Origin of the sequence: Yersinia sp. IP36721 (genome assembly GCF_003634395.1) — a bacterium.
GTDB lineage: Bacteria > Pseudomonadota > Gammaproteobacteria > Enterobacterales > Enterobacteriaceae > Yersinia > Yersinia entomophaga.
In genome coordinates this window covers 26869-47118 of the sequence record NZ_QCZL01000012.1, presented here as the reverse complement: position 1 = coordinate 47118, position 20250 = coordinate 26869, and the positions used below count along the sequence as shown (strand labels likewise).

Genomic DNA, 20250 nt, shown 5'->3' with positions numbered 1-20250 from the left:
CCTCATCCTCATATTGTTTTTTCAGGGAGGAGAAGGCTGGATGAGGGGGCTTTCTTATCATCAGTCGTCAAAATAACCGACTGACCTATAAGCAATTATAGGCCATTTCGGTTGATTGACGTTATTTGGGTAGCGGCTATCTCTCTTGGCTATTTTTCAATAACCAGTGGGTTAACGCAGTTTTCAGTCACCGTGCCGGTTAACGCGGCGATCAAATTATCTACGGCGCAGGCGGCCATGGCGTAGCGAGTTTCGTGAGTAGCGGAGCCAATATGCGGTAGGGCAACAACGTTATTGAGCTTCAGCAGCGGCGAGTTTTGTGACAGCGGTTCTTGCTCAAAAACGTCCAGCCCTGCGGCGTGAATAGTACCGTTTTGCAGAGCGTCTATCAGTGCTTGTTCATCGACTACCGAACCGCGCCCCGCGTTAATCAGAATGGCGCTTGACTTCATTTTTGCCAATTGTTCCGGCCCAATCATATGGAACGTCTGTTCTGTTAAAGGCAGGGTGATGCACAAGAAATCTGATTCAGCGAGTAAAGTATCCAGATCGCAACGATGGGCGTTAAAGCGTGATTCGGCTTCTGCATGGGACCGACGGCTGGTATAGAGCACAGGCATACTAAAACCGAAATGAGCGCGCTGAGCAACTGCCAGACCAATACGACCCATGCCCAAGATACCTATGGTTTTATGGTGTACATCGACGCCAAACCAGCTGGAATCAATATTATCCTGCCATTCGCCGGCTTTAACCCGTTCAGCAACTTCCACTACCCGTCGAGCGGTAGCCAGAACCAGCGCCATGATGGTATCGGCAACGGTTTCGGTTAGCACGGTTGGAGTGTGCGTCAAGACGATGCCCCGCTGATTGAGTGCCTCGACGTCGAAATTGTCATAGCCAACAGAAATCGTGGAGGCGGCGCGTAGGCGTGGGGCTTTATCGAGAAAATCCGGGTCGATTTTGCCACCAGAACCAATAATGCCTTCGGCGTTTGCCAATGCTGAAAGGAATGGTTGCGAGTTTTCCGATGTCAGGCCGTCAAAGCAGTGTAGGGTAAAATGTTGCTCTAAACGTTGGCGCAGTTCGGCAGGGAGGGGCTTATACAACACGACAGAAGGCTTCATTACACACTCCGGCTAACTAAGAATAAGTAAGTTTCAAGCTCAGCCAGCATAACAGCCATTGCCCCCTAGAGATCAAGGAGTAATGGCTGTCTGGGTATGACCAGCGTCTACGGGCTATGAGTTAGTGCAGTTCGGATGTGGCAAGAGTCGCGGTCGGCTGACGAATGGCCGCACAGCGGATTGCGGTGAAAATCGCCAGTAGCGGCGCGATGGCAAATAGAGCGAATAGCCAATATGCGGTATTGGCTGCACCGGCAACGCCACCGGGATCGTTTAAACCAGAAATATTAGCTACCAAACCTGCCAGCGCGGCGCCCAGAGCGGTAGCAAACATCTGCACCATAGTAATAGAGGCACCGGCTATGTCTTTATCTTCATCCGCTGCGACCTGTAGAATGCGCGTAAGCAAATGCGGCCAGCCAAAGCCGGTGCCAAAACCGACCAACGTCAGAGCGAGAGCGATAGGGGCGAGGGTTAGCCAATCGCCGACAGATCTGTGTGGGAGCAAAATCGCCAGAGCGATCAACCCCAGTAAAACGATAATTGGCCCGCTAATAATTGCCAAGCTTATCCCGTTTTTCTTCCAGCCAGAGCTCAGTACTTCCGCCACTGTCCAGCCTGCGGCCATTGTGGCGGCCAGATAGCCGGAAACCAGCGGCGATTGGCCATGAAGAGTCTGTAAGAAGTAGGGCACAAAAATCTCACTGGTTATGGTAAGCGCCAGTAACGACATAGTGATGTACAAAGCCGCTAACGGCGAACCTAGACGCAGTGCGCCCTGCGGTAATAAACGAATGGTGGAGCGGCGCTCGATGCGGATCATCAATGTGAGTAGCAGGGCAGCGACGGTAATGCCTGCAGCGCTATAGCGCAAATCGGTGGCAATACTGCTGGCGGAAACGGTTAGTACAATAGTCGTCAACAGTATCAGTTGGATTATCGGTAGGGATGAGGACGGTTCGGTACGTTTTGTTCCCGCCGGTAGAATTCTCCAGGTGAATATTGCAAACAGCAGTGTAGCCGGCAGCAATAGCCAAAACGCTAAACGCCAGGCCCCCATTTCCGCAAACACGCCGCCTATTGCCGGGCCAATCAACGTAGCTACGCCCCACATTCCGGAAATTAGCGCCATCGCCCGTGGCCATAGAGATTGCGGGAAGACCAGATTGATCATGGCGTAGGAGAGAGCGAACAGAAAACCGCCGCCAAGTCCTTGAACTGCGCGGCCTACCAGCATCATCGGCATAGTTGGCGCAATAGCGCACAGCAGGCTGCCGAGCATAAAGGCCGAAGCGGCTAAGCTATAGGCCGCGCGTGGGCCATAGCGACTTAACAGGCGAGCGGAGAGCGCCGAGCCAAGAATCGACGTAGTAACAAAGAGCGTGGTATTCCAGGCATAGAGATTAAGCCCGCCAATATCCAGCACCACTGAAGGTAGAATGGTTGTCACGATATAAATATTAATGGCGTGTAACGCGACACCCGCCGACAGCGCAAAGGCAAAAACCGCATTTTCCCCGGAGAATAGATCGCTCCAGCGGCTCGCATCATTCATTAGCACAGTGGTTATCCTAACCAGTACGACTGGTTGTTGAGTAAGATTTGATGATAGACTGAGTTAAACAAGCGTTAACTTGGAATAACTGTGGCCGTGCAGGGTTAATAAGTCAAGTATATGCTTGGTAAATGCCAATGTGTTTTTAATATCGGGAGTAATATGAATACCACCGACCATGGGGTAATAAGCACGCAATCCGTCGCCGAGCGCTTGCTGATGCTGCTGAAAACCCGCGGCCCACTACAGGCAACGGATGCGGGCAAGATCCTTGGAACCACCGGGGAAGCGGCGCGTCAGCAGTTCGTCAAGCTGGCCAAAGAAGGTCTGGTGATTGCGGTCGCACAGGCTAAAGGCGTCGGACGGCCGATTCAACTATGGCAATTAACCGATGCTGGCCACGCGCGATTTCCCGATGCTCACGGCGAATTAACCGTGCAATTACTGCGTATGGTTCGCACTAAGTTAGGTGAAGATGCCCTTAATTTGCTGATTGATACCCGCGAACAGGAAACCCGCGATCAATACTTTCAGGCTATGAAAGGAGCCAGTAATATTGGTGAACGGGTGGAGCGGCTGGTGGCTATTCGTACGCGCGAAGGCTATATGGCCGAATGGGAAATGCAGGAAGATGGCTCTATCTTACTGATTGAAAACCATTGCCCGATTTGCGCCGCTGCGACCAGTTGTCAGGGCTTTTGTCGCGCGGAGTTAGAGGTTTTCCAGCAGGCTTTACAAGTACCGGTTGAGCGTACTGAGCATATTTTATCTGGCTCCCGCCGCTGTGTTTATCGAATTGTGACGAGCCAAAAGTGACGGACTAAAGCTGTGTCGAGCCGCGTATCACCAGTTCGCCAGAAAACATGATATCAGCCGGAGGTTCATCACTCCCCTGCATGCGTTTCACTAATTGTTCGAGTGCGGCGTAACCTATTTGATAAGTAGGCTGCTTAAGTGTGGTAATCCCTACGCCAGCCAGTTCCGCCCAAGGTAACTCATCAAATCCGAGCAGGCCAATATCGATGCCCCACTGAATATTATTGTGGCGTAAGGTGCGTGCCAGTTGCAGCGTTAGGCTGCCGTTGGCCACTAAAATGGCACGGCGTTTATCCCCATGTTTCTGGTTGAACTGGTCGACAATGTTATTGATTCGCTGACTATCTTCCAGCGTGACTTCAGCGTGTTCCGACGCTCGCTCAGGATGCACCGCCATCGCTGCTTTGAACGCCATCAGACGATCTCGGCGGGTATTGACCAGCCCCAAAGGCTCGCTAAGAAATAAAATAGACTGATAGTTTTGCTCGACTAAATGATTGGTAGCCATGATTGCCGCTTCGGCATTATTCAAGCCAATCATGTCGCAGGAGAAACCGGCGATCTTCCTATCGATCAACACCATCGGCAGGCGCGACTGTTGCAGCATCGACAGCGCCTCTTCCCGCATTCCAACGGCATTAACCACAATCCCTTCCACCTGATAACTGCCCAACAGTTGCAGATAATGCTGCTCTTGTTCGACCTGATTGTTGGTATTGCACATCAGCAGGGTAAAGCCATGAGCACGGCAAGCGGCTTCAATACCACGCATAACGTCAATAGAATAAGGGTTGGTGATATCCGCCAAAATCAGGCCGATCAATCGGGTTCGCCCCCTTTTCAGGCTGCGGGCAACCTGACTAGGTCGATAATTTAGTTTGGCGATAGCTTCTTCAATACGCAGTTTTAATCGATCGGACAGCAGGTTATGTTCGCCATTCAAATAGCGAGAGACGCTAGTCTTGCCAGTTTTAGCACTCTTAGCGACATCATTGATGGTTGCTCGCCCAGATGGGCGCGGTCCTTTCGTACTGCTCACGGTTTAGTCCTGGAAGGGTAACTGGCGGCAGATTATCACAAATACCCGTCATCTTTCACGCCGTGGCGGTGTTGGCTTCCCTCACTCGCCCGAGTCACTTGGTGGACTAAGCTCTTGGCGACTCTTTCGGTTGCCGCCTTGCCACAAAGTGAAATCCATAGGGTAGTGATATAGATTATCTTTGCGCGGTGGCGGTGTTTATCGGGGATGTTCTGGGGCGAGAAAGATTTGGGGGTGAAGGGGGGACGGCCAGAAAGTGATGAGCCGTCACCCTTTTTGTCATTTACAGCGGGCTAAGTGTGATCTCGACTCGACGGTTTTGTGCTTTACCCGCCGCAGTGCTATTGGTTGCCACTGGGTTATCCGGGCCTGCGCCAATGGTACGAATACGGTTAGCCGCTACGCCCTGAGTGATCAATGCGCTGCCTACGCTGTCGGCACGTTGCTGGGACAACTTCATATTGTGAGCGCGAGCGCCGGTACTATCGGTATAACCGATAACATTGACCGCCGTTTTTTCGTACTCCTTCAATACCATAGCCACGCCAGTCAGGGTATTGGCACCTGCTGGTTTCAAATTACTGCTATCAGTGTCGAAGGTAACGTTATTTGGCATATTCAGTACGATATTGTCACCCTGACGAGTGACACTTACGCCGGTTCCACGCATTTTGTCACGCAGTTTGGCTTCCTGAACATCCATGTAGTAACCGGCACCACCACCCAGTGCTGCGCCTGCCGCTGCGCCAATCAGTGCGCCTTTGCCGCGATCTTTTTTGGAGGAAGATAAAACCCCCACGCCAGCGCCCACTAAGGCTCCGATACCGGCACCGTAGCCAGACTTTCCAGCTTGAGACTCGCCGGTATAAGGGTTAGTGGTACAGGCCGAAAGAGTCAAAGTTGCGCAGAGTGCAGCAACAATGGCAAGTGTGCGTTTTTGCATGTGATGTCCTTAAATGTGTTTATCAACGTGGATTTCGTAAAGAAATTATCCACCGTCGCTAAAACCTGAAGCAAGCTCCCGCTAAGGGTTCGGAAGCTGAAAATGATGGGCATCGTTATCCGGTAAAACGTCGCAGAATACTATTGAGAAAACTCTGATAGTGCCGCGCAATGTGGTTTTTTGGCCGGTTTATCGTCAAAGAGCGCACGAAAAGTCTGTTGATCAAATATTGAAATGGTTGTCCGCCCAGAATAAGAAATTATCAGGGCGGAGAGCCGGTGGCTAAAGATCGCTATTAGGTGTTGGCGTGATGCTATGGGGTTTGTCAGGGATAAAACTGAAGCCAAGGCGCTTTTTCACAATAGCGGAAGGCGTTGAAATGACATGTGAACTAAGCGTTTGAACGCCATCGGCAATCAGTTGCTGAATAAGTTGATGCAGAGCAGCCGTGCCAGCGCGGCGAACGGTACCTTCATTATTGGGGGTTAAAACGTAGGCCGGGTGAGTCAACGTAGCAATAATATTCGCTTGTATGATGCTTGCGTCTTCATCGGGATCAGAAAAACGAGATACCGCGCTCACATTAATAATTTGGTTATTAAATCGGACTACTGCAATCAGGTTATTTTCGTCAAAGTACCGCAAGGTACTGCGCAGCAGAGTGCTGGTGGACTGCCCGGCGAAGCGTGCCGTATCTATTTGCGTGGGGAAATTCCCGTATTTATTGCAATACACTCTTTTTTCGATATAAGCATTTCGCCATAGCTGGATTGTTTCCATCAATTCATATCGTTGTTGGCGAGTCTCAGCAAAAGTACCTCGGATTATTTCGATATCAAAACCTTGCGCTGGCTCTACCCATAATCCATTTTGTAAAATCAGCGGTTGCGTATGTTGAGGAATATAGGCGGAGAGAGTTAACTGATAAGTACCGAGCGGCAATTCCTGAGCCGCTAATGGCGAATCTATATCGCAATCGGAACAACTACAGCTGCTATGACTTGAACTTGAATCGCTACAGGAAGGAGTACAGGGGCCGGAGGAAGGTTGAGTCATCACATAGTTGGCATAATTCTGTACCGCATGAGTAAATGCCCCGCTAACTTGCTCAATAACTTCGGCTCGGCCTTCTCTATCAGCAATATCTGCAATGGTTTGGATGAGTCGCACGCCAGCGGCAGGTTGGCGAATAAAAGCATCTTGGGCGTCGTTATCATTATCAATTGCCTGGCGATCCAAAATACCATTTAGCGTTTGGGTGAGATACTCTGCGGACCAGGTACGCAGGCTATTGCCGAATAGCAGGGTGAAATCCTGTAACACGACGGATAGCCAGTTGGCGCAAGTGTGTCTGATTTGTCGCGGATAGCGAGCACCTTTGATTTCATCTATCGATGTATGGCAGAAATCGGCTGCGGCAGGCAACGTTAGCGCTTGGTGATGCAGGTGGGTATTCAAAACGCTGAGTTCGAATGCATTCAGGTTATCAGTCTGCTCAGAGGGTGGGGTAACCGTCGGTTTTAGCGGAATGGGATTCCCTGCAATCACTATCATTTTGGTGCTGTCCTTTCCGGCAAAGAAGGACTTTATGCTCGACCATGCAGATTCAACCTGAGTGCAATGCCCTTGCACCACCAGATTGTAGAGTGCCAGCGGGCCAGACAGATAACAGCCTATTTTCCCGGCGATGCCGCGTTTAAAGCGGCTATGAGTGCTCTGGCTAGTTAATAGTATTTTCTTTACTAGTATAGGGTTGCCAGGATTGGGGTTGAATATCTCGATATCCGGCCAATAATTTATTTCTTTTGATTTTTTTATTTCCAGATTTATTGTTGGTGAAAGGTAGCGCTGTTGCGTGCTGTCGCTCTCCATATAACTCATAGAGAGTTGCTGGTCTTGAACGTGGAAAAGAAAAGTGAGCTGATTGGAGTGATGATTAAGAGGGGTTTCAATGCCTTTTGGCACAGCTCCGCCAAGCAGACGGACACTATTTTTATTAACGATGATATCCAGATATTGTCCAATGCTAAAATTGAACTCATTGGTTTCGGTTAGGGCAAAACTTAATAAAACTTGCTGGCTGGAATGGTTCGGATCAATAGCGGCTTGAGTAAAAATTTCGTTTAGTGGGATAATTTTTTTCTGTAATATTGTGCAGTCTGTATCGCAATCCAGATAGGGATTACTGACGGAGGTTTCTTTTCTTGATTGCCAGTGTTGTGAAAAAATATCATTGATGTCCAGATAAATTATCTCTTCCGGTTGAATTAACGTATAGCCACTTTCAATTCCTGGTTCATCATAATCATAAATTGGCCCAATATCATTTATCCTATTTGTGTACGGTAAGTCCTGAGATAAAACTATGCTTGGCGCTCCTGTTAATAAAAATGAAGACAGGATGATAATCAGTATATTCTTATACATATTAATCCCTTTTAATTGTTTTGTTATTTATGGTGTGGAAAATGGCTTTATTATTACTAGGTAAACAATTTAACTTGTCATCCTGATAGGGTGATAAGTTAAATATGATTTTAAATACATGATGAGTAGTTATTAACAGGGAATCACTAAAGGTGTCTTTATCAAAAAATAAAGATGCAGGTGATAGAGATATTAGGCTGGTAGAGTTGCTTTATTAATATTGTCGTTCATCACATTTGAATCCAATTCTCACTTTTTCTGATGGCTTGAAACTACCAGAGAAAATAGTTTTTCCTTTCCTTTCCTTTCCTTTCCATCTCTTTGTTTTATATTTCATGTGGTTAGAGAATGAACTTGCGCCGTTCGTTTCACTTCTTCTTATAGTACCTTCGCGGGTAGATCCAATAAAAAAGTGGGTTCGTTAATGATAGGGCGAGTTCAATGCTGTTTCTATCTGCAATTTCGTTATTATCACAGTTATAGTCAGTCATACTCAGGCTAACAATTTCCCCGTTTATTGAGCAAAGTATATCTTTACCGGGAAAAATTTTTTATACCGCGCCAGGCGGTTCGACCTGATTATAACGCCCATGAATGACAACGTTGTAAAGCGTAACCTGGTCCCAGTATAGACTTTATGCCCAGATCAGCGGCGGGAGATTTCTGATCCAGTTTGCTATTAGGGAGTAAACATCATAGTTTCCAACTGAAGTAATCGTTTGAATAAAAGCATGTTTTATTCATTTTGCCTATTTGGGGTTTCATACACGCATCCATTTTGATATATACTATTCGAAATAGAACCCGTCTTCGGCTAAGGATGGAGTGGATGAAAGCAAGAACAAAAATAACGGGGGCTTAGTTTTATCGACCATAGTCATAGCACCATTAAGTTGCTGTTCTGAATGAAATATGAATGTTTATATAAATAATATTCCATTATCATCTTGGGTTTTTCATCGACGCGGAAAGTGTAGGCCTATATAAAAATGATTTATTATATTGTGCCTTTTTATAAGGTGGAGGTTTGAATATTAACCTATCCAATAACATTTATTTTTTTATTTGCGGCGAGGCCAATTGTAGTCAGTAATTAAAATTTAATAGTCTTAGTAGGAAAATAGCCAATAATATTTATTTTTATCTTTGATGATTTACCCAATGCATGGTTAAAACATAATTTCCCGTTTCTTCATTATAAGATCGCTCTGAAACGTTAAACCCATGCTTACGGTAAAAGCGGTAGGCTCGCTGATTTTTTTGGTAAACCTCAAGGATTAACGCAGGATAACGAGTTTGCACATGTTGCATAAGAGCATGGCCAACGCCTTGACCGACGTAGTTTTGCTCAACAAACAGCGCCCCGATCAATTGTTCGTTCAGTACACTGATAAATCCAACGGTGCCATTCGGTGTTTCATATAGCCAATTGCTAGCCTGAGGAATATAGGTATTGCTTACCAAATCAAGGCTTTCGCGCCAGTAGCTCTCTGGCACGAAAGGGTGAGCAGCGATGGTGCTTGGTAACCATAACTCGATCAACGCATTATGATCTTCAGCATTCGCCTTACGGATCATTTATTGGCGTTATCCGGATGACAGAAACAGTTGCACATATGATCGTTCACCAAGCCTGTGGCTTGCATAAAGGCATAACAGATAGTTGAGCCAATAAATTTAAAGCCTTTCTTTTTCAGCGCCTTGGACATTGCATCTGAAACGGGTGTGGTTGCAGGGGCTTCTGCCAGGCTCCACCAGTGATTAACTTTCGGCGTATTATCGACAAAACTCCAAATAAATTCGGAGAAATCTTCGCCGTTAGCCTCCATAGCCAGATATGCCTGAGCATTGGTAATAATGGCCTGAATCTTTCCGCGATGGCGAATAATGCCACTGTCTTGCACTAATGCTTCCACCTGATTCGGCCCCATTTTGGCTACCAAATGAGGATCGAAATTATGGAAAGCTTTTCGGTAATTTTCACGCTTTTTTAAGACGGTAATCCAAGATAAGCCGGCTTGTTGTCCTTCCAGACAGATCATCTCAAACAGCGCCTGACTGTTTCGCTGAGGAATTCCCCATTCCTTGTCGTGATAGGCAAGATATAACGGATCGGCAGTGACCCAACCACAGCGTTCTAAAGCCATCTTACTGTTTCCTCTATGAGATGCTCGGCAGGAGGATAATCGCCGTTCGGTGCCTGATAAGCAACCTACTCATTTTATATTTGGGCAGAAACTTGACGCAGATAACCATTGGTTAATAATTGATCAATTGCAGCATTAAACACCATTATTGTTGCAATGTGTAATTATATAGGAGTGTATATTATGTCATCTAAGCGAAATATTCTAAGGATGTCGTCAGTGTGTACCTTTGGGCTGGGGTTGCTCCTCGGTTGCTCTCATACTCTTGCCGCTTATCCCTTAGGCGGAGGGGCATTTTCATGTGATACCTACCCATCTCTGTGCGATGACCAAAAATCAGATCATTGTTTTATCGAGTATGGCTCTAGGGAACCGATCCCTGCTGCTCCGATAGGGCGCCGCCGTGACCAGAATACCGATTCAGTCGCGTGGTCACCGTTGGCATGGCACTGCTGGATTGGTTATTAAAATAAGGGGCTGGCGGTGAAAGAGCTTGTCGTGATTAACAGTTTCAGACCGTATCTTACCGGTACTTCTTGTCGCTCGGTTTATATCAGTGGATACGGTTCTGACCGTGCTATTTCCGCAGGCGAGTCATAGATTGATTCCATTAGTTCATCGGAATTCTATTATTTTACCTAAGGTTCTCGCCGGTTATTTCCGCTTTACTACGTTATTTCACGTCCTTTAACTGGATATTTAATCAACAAACCCCCTCTGATTTACACATCTCGCCGGATTCTGGCTGTATATCTTACGGTCAGCGGGTATACTGATTCATTCCATTTTATCCACTTGTATCGCGTGCGAATCCAACATGCAAAAGTTTGATACCAAGACCTTTCAGGGCCTGATCCTGACGTTACAGGAATATTGGGCGCGCCAAGGCTGCACCATTGTTCAACCATTGGACATGGAAGTCGGCGCGGGTACCTCCCACCCAATGACCTGCCTGCGGGCGCTTGGCCCAGAGCCAATCGCTGCTGCTTATGTACAGCCTTCCCGCCGTCCGACCGATGGTCGCTACGGTGAGAACCCTAACCGCCTGCAACATTATTACCAGTTCCAGGTGATCATTAAGCCTTCACCAGACAACATTCAGGAACTGTATTTGGGTTCTTTGAAAGAGTTGGGTCTGGATCCGACCATTCACGATATTCGCTTCGTCGAAGATAACTGGGAAAACCCAACGCTGGGTGCCTGGGGGCTGGGTTGGGAAGTGTGGCTGAATGGTATGGAAGTCACCCAGTTTACCTACTTCCAGCAAGTGGGCGGGCTGGAGTGCAAGCCAGTTACGGGTGAAATCACTTACGGTCTGGAACGTCTGGCGATGTATATCCAGGGCGTGGACAGCGTATACGATCTGGTCTGGTGCGATGGCCCATTGGGTAAAACCACCTACGGCGATATTTATCATCAGAATGAAGTTGAGCAATCAACCTATAACTTCGAATACGCCGATGTGGATTTCTTGTTCTCCTGCTTCGAGCAGTATGAGAAAGAAGCCCAGTCATTGCTGGCGCTGGAAAATCCGCTGCCGTTGCCGGCCTACGAGCGCATTTTGAAAGCAGGCCACACTTTTAACCTGCTGGACGCACGTAAAGCGATCTCCGTGACCGAGCGTCAACGCTATATTCTGCGCATCCGTACGCTGACCAAAGCTGTCGCCGAGGCGTACTACGCTTCCCGCGAAGCCCTTGGCTTCCCTATGTGCAAAAAGAATCAGAACTAAGAGGCTGTCATGACTCAACAGACTTTCCTGGTGGAAATCGGCACGGAAGAATTGCCGCCGAAGGCTCTTCGTTCCCTGGCGGAATCTTTTGCTGCCAACCTGACCGCCGAGCTGGATAACGCCAATTTATCTCACGGTGACGTCAGCTGGTTTGCCGCTCCTCGCCGTTTAGCGGTTAAAGTAGCCAATCTGAGCGCGGCTCAGGCCGATCGTGAAGTTGAAAAACGTGGCCCTGCCATTTCTCAGGCGTTCGATGCCGAAGGCAAGCCAACCAAGGCTGCCGAAGGTTGGGCGCGCGGTTGCGGTATTACCGTGGATCAGGCCGAGCGTCTGGCTACGGATAAAGGTGAATGGCTGCTGTATCGTGCCCACGTTAAAGGCCAGTCGGCGCAGCTGTTACTGGCCGGTATGGTCAATACCGCGCTGAGCAAACTGCCGATTCCTAAATTGATGCGCTGGGGTGATAAAGAAACCCAATTCGTTCGTCCCGTGCATACCGTGACGCTGTTGCTGGGGAATGAGCTGATTGCTGGCACCGTGTTAGGCATTGATTCTGATCGCGTGATTCGCGGCCACCGCTTTATGGGTGAAGCCGAATTCACCATCGATAATGCCGATCAGTATCCGCAGATCCTGCTGGAACGCGGCAAAGTTATCGCTGACTATGAATTGCGTAAATCCATTATCAAACGTGATGCCGAGCTGGCTGCGCAGAAGATTGGCGGCGTTGCCGATCTGAGTGAAAGCCTGCTGGAAGAAGTGGCTTCGCTGGTTGAATGGCCGGTAGTGCTGACGGCGAAGTTTGAAGAGAAATTCCTCGCTGTTCCTGCGGAAGCGCTGGTTTACACCATGAAAGGGGATCAGAAATATTTCCCGGTGTATGACACCGCGGGCAAATTGCTGCCTAACTTCATCTTCGTTGCCAATATCGAATCTAAAGATCCGCAGCAAATCATTTCCGGTAATGAGAAGGTGGTTCGCCCGCGTTTGGCTGACGCCGAATTCTTCTTCAAGACTGACCGTAAACAGCGTCTGGAAGATAATCTGCCGCGTCTGGAAACCGTGCTGTTCCAACAGCAGTTGGGGACGCTGCGTGATAAAACCGACCGTATTCAGGCTCTGGCCGGTTGGGTAGCAGAACAAATTGGTGCGGATGTTAACCATGCTACGCGCGCTGGCTTGCTTTCCAAGTGTGATTTGATGACCAACATGGTATTCGAATTCACTGATACCCAAGGCGTGATGGGAATGCACTATGCCCGCCACGATGGCGAAGCTGAAGACGTTGCCGTTGCGTTAAACGAACAGTATCAACCGCGCTTTGCCGGTGACGATCTGCCGTCTAACCCGGTCGCTTGTGCACTGGCGATAGCCGACAAGATGGACACGCTGGCAGGTATCTTTGGTATTGGTCAGCATCCAAAAGGCGATAAAGATCCGTTTGCGCTGCGTCGTGCTTCACTGGGCGTACTGCGTATTATCGTTGAGAAGAACTTGCCGTTGGATCTGCAAACCCTGACCGAAGAAGCGGTGCGCCTGTATGGCAGCAAGCTGACTAACGGCAAGGTTGTGGATGAAGTGGTTGAATTCATGCTGGGTCGTTTCCGCGCCTGGTATCAGGAAGAAGGCCACAGCGTTGATACCATTCAGGCGGTGTTGGCTCGTCGTCCGACCAAACCGGCAGATTTTGATGCGCGTGTGAAAGCGGTTAGCCATTTCCGTACTCTGGAAGCGGCAGCGGCGCTGGCTGCGGCCAATAAACGCGTATCGAATATTCTGGCGAAATCTAGCGATACGCTGAACGATCGCGTGAACGCTGCGGTACTGAAAGAAACCGCAGAGTTGCAGCTGGCAACGCATCTGGTGGTGCTGCGCGATCAGCTGGAGCCGCTGTTTGCCGAAGGGCGTTATCAGGAAGCATTGGTTGAACTGGCTGCGTTACGTGAAAACGTCGATGCCTTCTTCGATAACGTGATGGTCATGGCCGAAGACGATGCCGTACGTATCAACCGTCTGACATTGTTAAGTAAATTGCGTGAGCTGTTCTTGCAGGTAGCGGATATCTCGCTGCTACAGTAACGGTCCTGCGGTCAAAGCAAAGGGGGAGAAAACCTCTCCCTTTGCGCTATTCTTATTGATTCAGGGATGGGTAATAAGAACGGACACTAGTGAAAATAAACGCTTATTACAGGAGTAATTCCACATGGCTTTTGCACTGAATACGACAAGGTATTCTCGTTGGTTAACGTCAATTTTGGCGCTGTTTATGGTGTTCCAGCTCACTGCATGTGGCGATAAAGAGCCTGAGCAACGCAAGGCTTTCATCGACTATCTGCAAAATACCGTCATGCGCAGCGGGATGAAACTGCCAACGCTGAGCGAAGATCAAAAGCAGAAATTCGGTAACTATGCTGGTGATTACGCGATTTTAGTGACCTTTACGCAGCAGTTAAATAAATCAATCGAAGCGGGCTTTACTCCAGCCGTCACTCAGATTGATGAAATTCGCGTGGCGCAGGATTACGTGAATAAACGTGCGGCGCTACAGCAAGCGGCAGGCACGCTCAATTTATTGACTCAACAAATTCAAACTGCCAAGCATCAGGCCGATAGCGCCCATGCGGCGTTGAAACAGCCGGATGATCTGAAGGCGGTTTACAATCAGGTTTACGACAAGTTGGTGACTCAGCCATCTGCCACACTGATTCCCGCTATTCCGACCGTTGCTGCCTTCGTGCAGGATTTGGTGCAAGTGGGTGATTTCCTGCAACAGCAGGGCGCACAGGTGACCTTTAATAACGGTGGCGTGCAGTTCCCGACTCAGGCTCAGGCCGTGCAGTACAACACCATGATGACCAATCTGGTGGCTAAGTATCCGGCGATGGCTGCCGCGAAGAAAAGCGTTCAGGCTGCTCTAGAATAATCAGTTTAGTGAATGTCAGGCCATAATGATGGTGGCCTGACAGAATTTACTCCGTTTGGTATAACGCCTTTCCCTTTGTTCTTTTTCGCTTTCCCTTCTTCTCGTTCCTCGACTCTTTGCACCAGTTCTCGACTTCCCTTATATGCAGCTAAAAAGACAATGAAACCATAATGGTATCGGTATACGTACCGGCTGGCGGTGTGGTTTGGCCTGGTAAGATCGTTGCCGTATAGGCAAAAGTGCGCGTCAGTAAATCGGTGCTAATACTGGTGGAGGTGCTGCTGGACCAACTTTGACCAGCCGCCAGACTGCCCCAACGGTTGCTGGTTGCACCCTGATAAATGTCGTAAGCGATAGAAGAGGTTCCGTTCGACATATAGCGCACATTGCTCACCGCGTGCTGCCCATTATCCAGACTGACAGTATAAATGCTGCCCTTGGTACAGATTACGTTGATAGCCTGGTTACTGACGGAGGCAAAGCTGCTGAGCAAGGGTTGAGTGCCAAAACTGACGGGCGGCGCGGTGATCGTCGTGCAGTCGTTAGTGACGATGATGGTCACAGTGACCGGTACTATTGGTTGCCCGTTGGTATTTCCTGCGGTACCCAGACAGACTAGTGCGGTGCAGATTGAGTAGCTGGTTTTGATTCCCAACGTGGTTGTATAAGTTCCCGCCGCTACGTTTGAGCCGATCACCGTTTGTATATAAATTGGTAGAGTGAATTGTTTTTGAGTCAAAGAGAGATTGATCAGGCTGGCACCGGCAAAAGTGACGCTAGCGCCATTTAACGGCAGCGGAGAAGCGCAGGTTGTCGCTGTAGGAACGGCCGCGCAGACCGTTACCGGGATCGTATCGGTTCCACCGGCGGTCATGGCAGCATAGGTGCCGTTGACGGCGGTGGAGCTAACCAGCGATAAGGTGATGGAGTCTTGAGTGAGCAAGCCTATGCTCAGAGCCGCGCAGGTTACTGTAACGGAACCCGAGGTATTGCTAGCCGTGGTATTGACGGCAAAAGAGGTGGCGCTACCGAAGGAACCGTTGGTTGACGCAGTGCTACAGGCCGCCTGAGCGCTTTGGATTCCGCCCACCAGTGAGCCGATAGTAAGAACCGCGAGACCAATGATTTTTTTCATTTAATTCACCTGAGCCGGATTAAGTGGACAGACTATCGGGCTTTTGAGTATGACCGGCTGAGGCGCCGAAGCGTCAAAAGGCACAGTGATTTGGCACTGACGACCGTCTGGGGTGATGATTTTCAAACTATTGCTAGCTTCGAGATCTTCCAGATACACAATGCCATCCCAGCCGACATAAGTGCGCGTTTGATTATTTTTCAACACGCGACTGGAAACGGGCAGATTTTTCCCCTGTTGGTCAATGGCGACGAAACTGAGCGAGTTTGACTTTTTAATGTCGAAATTAATCATATAGCCGCTGTTTCGCTGCACCGAAAACCGTTTTTCTGTATTGGAAATTTGGATACCCGCCGGGAGGTCGGTGGTATCAATCTCGTATTTAGCCGGATAATAAGACGTGACTCTGGGTACCAAAAGATGGCCGCCGCTATCGGTCACGCCAATCAGTTGGTTTTCATATCGCACTCTCACATTGGGATAATTGTTGGTGTTGACCAATACAAAAGCGTCGCTGATACGGTTGGTCGCAAACAGCGATTTATCCATTAATACTAACGAGCCGCTCAAATCTGCCCATTGAGTGTAGTCTCCGGTATTTCCATAGGCGCCGATGCTGGATTCAAAGCTGGCGTTGCGCCAGTTCAAGCTGGCCTGCTGATAATTTTTCTGATCGGATTGATGAGCGTAGGCCAGATCCCAGCTCAGGCCGCCATCGCTAGGCATTCCGCGGCTGTAGCTCACCTGCTGACGAGCCTGTCCGTCAATACTACGTTGGCTGGAAATACTGGTATTGGATAATGCGCCAAATGGAATGACCAACGAAACTGCGCCGGACCAACCGTTAGCACCAATATCTCGCGTGGCTGAAATATATAGATTGCTACCGGAGAAAAGCGTGCGGCTCCATGAGAGATTCAACAATCGCGTCCGCTCGTCATTTCTTCCGCTGACGTCAATGTAGGCGGCACCCAGATTGCCGAATTCATTCAGCATAATACTGGCGGAGTATTGTGCGCTGCGGCGGCTAAGGGAATAAATCGCACCGTTATTATTGCTGCCGCTGTTGGTACTGTTGGCGTCCTGATTATCGTAAATTGCCAAATTACCGAAAGTATCGCTGCGGTATGTCTGCTGAGTTCCTAAATTGAAAAGGCCGGTATTATATTGATAGCCCCAACTTATCTGATCGCCATTCTGGCCACGCATTTGGCTCTGGCTGTAAGACGCGTTAACTACGCCGAGATTCCCAAGTTTAAACACGCTGCCTACGCCACCCAAAGCGAGTGATTCCGCACCTTCGGCGTGGCTCTCCAGAGTAAGATAATTGGTTACGCCATAGCGATAAGAGCCACTCACGGCGGCAGAGCCATAATTAAAACTATCCACTCCATAACCACGACGTATGGCTCCGGTAGAAAATGCGTAATCGGACAAACCCGGTTTGAGCAAGGTACTGGCGACATAAAATGGCAAAGAGACCGAAATCTGCCGCCCCAACGCGTCATTGGTGATGACCGTCGCTTCTCCCGCACCGTTGATAAAAGGCACGTTGGTCAGAGTAAAAGGGCCGGGGCGAACGTTATTGCTGCTGGTCATATTGCCGTTGATAAATAAATCAACGGATGTGGGGACGACCGCCTGACCGGAAAACTGCGGCAATGGGAAGGTAATGATATCGGGACGAATAGAAAAATCGCGGGAAACGCTGAGCCCACCTACGCGGATGCTGTTGCTCCAGGCCAGTGAATCTGTGATCAAATCCCCTGCCTGCCAGCGAACGGCATTGGTTTCGTCGAAGTGGGAAAACCGGGTGTCATAGCGGAGGTAGCCGCCGTTATTATCGATAGATTCACCGGCCAGCGTCTGCTTTATCACCCCAGAATTAGACAGGTAGCCTTGAGTACCGAACAGGCGTTGTTCACTCCATGCCGCCAACTGGCTATTACCTTGGTAGCGGGAGGCATAAATATCGTAATTGAATAACGCTCCGGTGCTGCTAACAGCCTGATATTTTGGGTTTCCCATGTTATTCGATAGCGCCTGATTAGGCAGCCAATGGGTAGGGACATCGAGCAGCAGGCGTTGGTTTTCGCTGTCATATTTTAGTTTAATATTCGGATTGGTACTGATATCAGTCGTTGGGAACGTCAGGTGCTCGGCGATAATGCCTGCCTGTTCTAGATCTTTTCCCTGTACCAAATAATGCCCACGCTGAAACTCAACCGGTACGACCTGCCCCGTTGCATATTGATTAATAACAAGTTCCAGCTGGTACTGAATCGCCCCATCGGCCGATAGCGCGCTCGGCGGTGGAGGCAGCTCGGACATCACCTCATCTGCCCGCGCTTCAGTATAAAAACCAGAAAAACCTGTCGTAATGATAACCAGCCCCCAAAAAGGAGAATTACGGTAGTTTTTCATCAGTATGCGGTCTGATCGTCCCTATTAAATTACTTCATGCTGAGTTTGACGTTTTTTTGATTATTGACTTGCATGGTCAGCGAGCTGGCGGAACTCACGCTGACAGGCCAGCGTTGGCTGGAATTCGCCAGAACATAGCCTAATAGTCCTTCTGCCACCTGATGATTTTGGCCGCCTTGCTGAAGTTTCACATCGCTCAGACGCGCGTGAATTGCACCGCTATTGGTGACTTCCAGCATTTTTTTTCCCTGTAGCTCCACCAATTGCCAGCTTAGCTGTGGTTGATGGGTATTCTTGTCTGCGGCCACATTGCCGTAATCCAATCCATCACCGTAGACGAAGAGTGGAATGGAGTAACGCATCTGAAAATTAACGCCTGCACCTTCCTGCGCTTTGGCAGAAAGCGTTGGAGTCGGAATTTCATCAATCAAAATGCGGTAGGCCTGCTCTTGCCCTGCAGTAGGATTCACCTGTTTAATTAAACGAATTAACTGTTTTTTACCGGCTTCAATACGAATAATTGGCGGGCTGGCAATAACGTTTTGTTGATTGAGATAACCTTCTTTGCCCGCCGTTTGCTGCCAGCCCAGAATACGAACCTGCATCATAGTGGCCTGATCGCCTTTATTTTCAACCCATAGGCTAGAGGACTTTTGATCGGCGGGAATGACCGGGTCAATAGGCCAAATCAACACATTATTGGTTGCGAAAATATTGAAGGAAAACCCGGTTAAAATTAATAAAATAAATGGCTTATAACATTTGTTAGCGAGAGTGTTTATTTTTTTCATTGTATTTATTACCAGGTTAAAGTCACTGTTAAGGTGTCCGTATAAAGCCCTGAATAGTTATTTCCATTCAGAGTTAACAGCCCATAAATTGGCAAAGTAATATTATTCGCATTGCTAAAGGTGACGGCGACGTTGCTATTGACCGGAATAGCCGCATTGGTTGTACTGTTATAAAGTGAATAGGGCACTAAATAGGATTGTCCGCTGATTTTAAGATTACGGGTCGAAGTGTAATTAGCTCCACCGTTAATACTCATATTGAGAAGGGTACCAGGCGTGCAGGCGAGAGTAATAGTCGAGCTTTGCGTATAAGTACCGTTGACCTGAGCGGTGGACGTGCCGGGGTAAGTTCCGAAATTAATCTGCCCAAATACGCCGGTATTAGTGCCGCTGATCAGGCAGCCATTGGAAATAATTGCCCCGACCTGAAAAGATTGTGTCGGCAATGCCAATACCGGAAAGACCAAAAATACTAATATTGCTGGGCTATGATAGATAAAAAATGCAAAACCCCATTTTCTATGGCACATAGCCTCTCCATTCTCCCAGACGTTAATAAGTTACCTGTACGCCGATAGTATCGGTGTAAATATCCGGGTAAATGTCAGTGCCGCCGGTTACGCCGGTTATGTTACCGAAGAAGGTATACAGGTTGCCGTAGGTGGCATCGCCGGTGGTGGTTGGCGTCACTGTAGTGGCGTTGACAATCGGTGTGGTAAAAGAATTCGAAGTATAAAGACCATAGGCAATCGCCTGAGTCGTGTTGGTTGTACCGACTAGATAGCGCGGGCCGGTAGACGGCACAGTGCCGTGTATGTTGGCCGGAGCTGCATTACTGCCGGTAATGGTTAGCACAGGGGTGATACCAGGGGAACATTTCACGCTGATGGCGCTGCTTCCCGTACCTGAAGCTCCCGAAAGAGTTGCCGAGCCACCGGTAAATCCGGTGGTGGTGAATGAACCAAAGCTTAAGACACCTAATGTCAGGCCGCTGGTTGCTGCACTGTTGTTAACCAAACAGCCGTTAGTCAACGTTAATGTGGCATTAATGCTGCCCGTTGTGGTCGCCGCCAGAGCAGAATTGAGAAGAATCATAGGTATACCGATGCCACAGATAAGATAATATTTTTTCATCATTTACCCTTAAATTAGCTGGCCAGATCTATTTTTATAAAAATGAAATCTTACTGC

General features: G+C 48.7%; 16 protein-coding genes. 4 read left to right on the top strand and 12 right to left on the bottom strand.

Annotation, left to right across the window (positions count from 1 at the left end; translation table 11 throughout):
* Window positions 1–149 precede the first annotated feature (149 nt).
* Entirely contained in the window at window positions 150–1127 is a 978-nt protein-coding gene (ghrB, locus tag DBA33_RS11605) for a glyoxylate/hydroxypyruvate reductase GhrB (protein WP_064515921.1), read from the bottom strand.
* Window positions 1128–1248: 121 nt separating this feature from the next.
* On the bottom strand, window positions 1249–2682 hold the full coding sequence (locus DBA33_RS11600; protein ID WP_064515919.1) for an MFS transporter: 1434 nt from the start codon (window positions 2680–2682) through the stop codon (window positions 1249–1251).
* A gap of 162 nt (window positions 2683–2844) precedes the next feature.
* Here DBA33_RS11600 and DBA33_RS11595 point away from each other — a divergent pair, with 162 nt between their 5' ends.
* A complete protein-coding gene (locus tag DBA33_RS11595; protein WP_120806527.1) occupies window positions 2845–3498 on the top strand; it encodes a metalloregulator ArsR/SmtB family transcription factor in 654 nt (217 codons plus the stop codon).
* A gap of 4 nt (window positions 3499–3502) precedes the next feature.
* Here the strand turns inward: DBA33_RS11595 and DBA33_RS11590 are convergent, their stop codons facing one another.
* The 5 genes from DBA33_RS11590 to DBA33_RS11570 all read right to left on the bottom strand — a co-directional run bounded on the left by DBA33_RS11590 (window position 3503) and on the right by DBA33_RS11570 (window position 10054).
* Entirely contained in the window at window positions 3503–4537 is a 1035-nt protein-coding gene (locus DBA33_RS11590) for a LacI family DNA-binding transcriptional regulator (RefSeq protein WP_064515915.1), read from the bottom strand.
* A gap of 283 nt (window positions 4538–4820) precedes the next feature.
* The gene (locus DBA33_RS11585; RefSeq protein WP_064515912.1) at window positions 4821–5480 is read right to left on the bottom strand and encodes an OmpA family lipoprotein; all 660 of its coding nucleotides are present in this window, start codon (window positions 5478–5480) and stop codon (window positions 4821–4823) included.
* 282 nt (window positions 5481–5762) lie between these two features.
* On the bottom strand, window positions 5763–7907 hold the full coding sequence (locus DBA33_RS11580; RefSeq protein ID WP_120806525.1) for a hypothetical protein: 2145 nt from the start codon (window positions 7905–7907) through the stop codon (window positions 5763–5765).
* Window positions 7908–9047: 1140 nt separating this feature from the next.
* On the bottom strand, window positions 9048–9485 hold the full coding sequence (locus tag DBA33_RS11575) for an N-acetyltransferase (protein WP_064515909.1): 438 nt from the start codon (window positions 9483–9485) through the stop codon (window positions 9048–9050).
* Complete coding sequence (locus DBA33_RS11570; protein WP_064515907.1) at window positions 9482–10054, bottom strand: DNA-3-methyladenine glycosylase I; 573 nt, start codon at window positions 10052–10054, stop codon at window positions 9482–9484. The genes DBA33_RS11575 and DBA33_RS11570 overlap by 4 nt, the downstream gene beginning before the upstream one ends.
* Before the next feature lie 817 nt (window positions 10055–10871).
* On the opposite strand from DBA33_RS11570, the gene glyQ reads away from it, so the two are divergent.
* The 3 genes from glyQ (at window position 10872) to DBA33_RS11555 (ending at window position 14709) form a co-directional block, all read left to right on the top strand.
* Window positions 10872–11786, top strand: a complete 915-nt coding sequence (gene glyQ, locus DBA33_RS11565; protein WP_049597387.1) for a glycine--tRNA ligase subunit alpha — start codon at window positions 10872–10874, stop codon at window positions 11784–11786.
* Between the two features lie 9 nt (window positions 11787–11795).
* The gene (gene glyS / locus DBA33_RS11560; protein WP_120806524.1) at window positions 11796–13865 is read left to right on the top strand and encodes a glycine--tRNA ligase subunit beta; all 2070 of its coding nucleotides are present in this window, start codon (window positions 11796–11798) and stop codon (window positions 13863–13865) included.
* Between the two features lie 124 nt (window positions 13866–13989).
* Window positions 13990–14709 carry a DUF3053 domain-containing protein gene (locus DBA33_RS11555; RefSeq protein WP_064515902.1) on the top strand — a complete coding sequence of 240 codons (720 nt, stop codon included), beginning with the start codon at window positions 13990–13992 and terminating at the stop codon, window positions 14707–14709.
* Window positions 14710–14857: 148 nt separating this feature from the next.
* Here the strand turns inward: DBA33_RS11555 and DBA33_RS11550 are convergent, their stop codons facing one another.
* From DBA33_RS11550 to DBA33_RS11530, 5 genes are read right to left on the bottom strand one after another with little or no spacing between them, the layout of a single operon-like run.
* Window positions 14858–15844, bottom strand: a complete 987-nt coding sequence (locus DBA33_RS11550) for a spore coat protein U domain-containing protein (RefSeq protein WP_064515901.1) — start codon at window positions 15842–15844, stop codon at window positions 14858–14860.
* The gene (locus DBA33_RS11545) at window positions 15845–18268 is read right to left on the bottom strand and encodes a fimbria/pilus outer membrane usher protein (protein ID WP_120806522.1); all 2424 of its coding nucleotides are present in this window, start codon (window positions 18266–18268) and stop codon (window positions 15845–15847) included.
* Window positions 18269–18297: 29 nt separating this feature from the next.
* The gene (locus DBA33_RS11540; RefSeq protein ID WP_120806520.1) at window positions 18298–19059 is read right to left on the bottom strand and encodes a molecular chaperone; all 762 of its coding nucleotides are present in this window, start codon (window positions 19057–19059) and stop codon (window positions 18298–18300) included.
* An 8-nt stretch (window positions 19060–19067) separates the two neighbouring features.
* Window positions 19068–19589: a spore coat U domain-containing protein gene (locus DBA33_RS11535; protein WP_064515893.1), complete on the bottom strand. Its 522-nt coding sequence runs from the start codon at window positions 19587–19589 to the stop codon at window positions 19068–19070.
* Between the two features lie 22 nt (window positions 19590–19611).
* A complete protein-coding gene (locus tag DBA33_RS11530; protein ID WP_158513764.1) occupies window positions 19612–20154 on the bottom strand; it encodes a spore coat protein U domain-containing protein in 543 nt (180 codons plus the stop codon).
* Window positions 20155–20250 lie beyond the last annotated feature (96 nt).